3 protein-coding genes are annotated in these 1,911 nt (G+C 49.1%); 2 read left to right on the forward strand and 1 reads right to left on the reverse strand.

The window, feature by feature from the left end; genetic code table 11:
• A partial coding sequence (locus RIE32_14610) for a transposase (GenBank protein ID MEQ9097483.1) occupies positions 1 to 224 on the reverse strand: 224 nt, incomplete at its 3' end.
• A 98-nt stretch (positions 225 to 322) separates the two neighbouring features.
• Here RIE32_14610 and RIE32_14615 point away from each other — a divergent pair.
• Positions 323 to 1,222 carry a hypothetical protein gene (locus tag RIE32_14615; GenBank protein MEQ9097484.1) on the forward strand — a complete coding sequence of 300 codons (900 nt, stop codon included), beginning with the start codon at positions 323 to 325 and terminating at the stop codon, positions 1,220 to 1,222.
• Complete coding sequence (locus tag RIE32_14620; protein MEQ9097485.1) at positions 1,206 to 1,868, forward strand: hypothetical protein; 663 nt, start codon at positions 1,206 to 1,208, stop codon at positions 1,866 to 1,868. Before RIE32_14615 ends, RIE32_14620 begins: the two co-directional genes overlap by 17 nt.
• Positions 1,869 to 1,911 lie beyond the last annotated feature (43 nt).

Genomic DNA, 1,911 nt, shown 5'->3' on the forward strand with positions numbered 1-1,911 from the left:
TCGTCGTCCCCGGTCACCGCGATACTCCCTCCTTCCAGCATCAGCTTGCGCCAACGATACAAAAGATTGGGCGCCACGCCATTGCGCCGCGCAACGGCCGAGATGCTCTCGCTGCCGTCCAGTGTCTCCTCGACAATCCGCAGCTTTTCGGCGGAACTCCAGCGGCGACGGCGGCCACCATCCGTAATGATTTCAACTTCAGACATAAGCACGTGCTTAGGGATATGCCTAAGCCTCCTGGTTCAGGCCCAGGTGTCCGGTCGAAAATGGGGCCAGTTCAGACACGATCTTGCGGGGAAAACCCTTTCCGAAGATCATACTCATGCAAGAGTTCAAAGATGGAACCAATATTAGAGTCGTTGTTGATGGCCAGCAGCGACTTAGGGCGATTTTTGACTTCATTAACAACGGCATAAGGATTTCGCGGGCACACAGCCCTGACTTGGCAGGCAAGACCTTTTCGCAACTTGACCCAGAAATGCAAAGCGCATTCTTACAGTACGAAGTTGCATGTGACGTACTGTACTCGGCGCCGCTCAGCGAGCTCTTAGATATTTTCGCAAGGATTAACCGATACACGGTTAAATTGAACTCTCAAGAATTACGTAACGCACAATACAGCGGTTTCTTTAAAACCGCGGCATTCGAACTTGGTTATAAATTCGTCGATTATTGGATAGCAGCACGCGTGCTTTCTAAGTCTCAAGTAAGCAGGATGGCTGAAGCAGAGCTGGCCTCTGATATACTAGCCACCCTGTGCACCCAGATTCAGACTAACAAGAACGTCGATGCGTTGTATAAACGGTACGAAGATCAAGAAGGCCCAGTTACCGAAAAGACCAAGCTTTTCGAGAAAGTTATGGACGTGATCCAGTCGGTGTATCCTCCCGACGAAATGCATGGAACGTGTTGGACGAGAAAGCACATGTTCTATTCGTTAGCAGTGACAATTGCACACGTGTTTGAACCAATCCCGAACTTACCAAAATCAGAGCTTAAACCAGAACAATTGCTGAACTACGGACAAGTGCGTTCAGTGTTAAATTCGGTTAGTTCAGATTTTGACAGCTGCAACTCTCCCGCAGATCGGCCAAATGCACCTGAACGCTTGAAAGGGTTTATCACTGCCTCCACGCAAGCAACTACGGATACTGGTTCCCGTCGCGACAGGTCTGTTCACATTCTCAGTTCATTAGAGGCGACCCTTGAGCCTGCCGGATGAGTTGTCGTCATTCGCAGAAGAGGTTTTGTTCTTGGATTCTTTCAAGGCAAGGGTCTATGCGATGGATTTTTCGGATGAAGAACAGTGGCAAACAGCCAAGTTTCTGGCCGAGGCATTACTTTTTAGGCTCTATAGAGCGCAAGAGCGACTCGTGCGTGCGATCTTCCTGGATACTTGCGTTACACATAAATCGTACCGAGGCATTTCTGTCACTTCACGTCTTTCATGTCCGGATTGGGGCTCCGCTGAGGAGATCATGAAATCAAGCGTTGCCAAATTTCTTGACTGGGGTAATCCACAACAAACCACGCAACGAGCTAGTATCATTTTTGAAGGTGGTTTCCCCATTACCGACACGATAGGTCCACTACACTCAACGTTGGTGGATCTGCAAAGAATCAGAAACTTTATCGCACACGATTCAATGGAGGCCGAAACCCAGTTTAGAAAGGCTGCATCTAATTATGTATCAACTGGAGTTGTTGGACTACAGAGCGCGGGTGACCTATTGCTAACGCGCAAACGCGCAAGAGAAGCTTACGTACTTACAAAATTGATGGGGTGGATGCTCCCTCCCACAGCGGCATCGCAATGTGCCAGACTGGCTTTGTTGGAAGTCAGTGAGAATGAAAGGAAGCATCCATGACCGACGCCAGCATTTTAGCCATCGACCTTGCAAAGCACTCATT

The organism is Phycisphaerales bacterium, assembly GCA_040221175.1.
In the GTDB taxonomy this organism is placed as follows: Bacteria; Planctomycetota; Phycisphaerae; order Phycisphaerales; family UBA1924; genus JAHCJI01.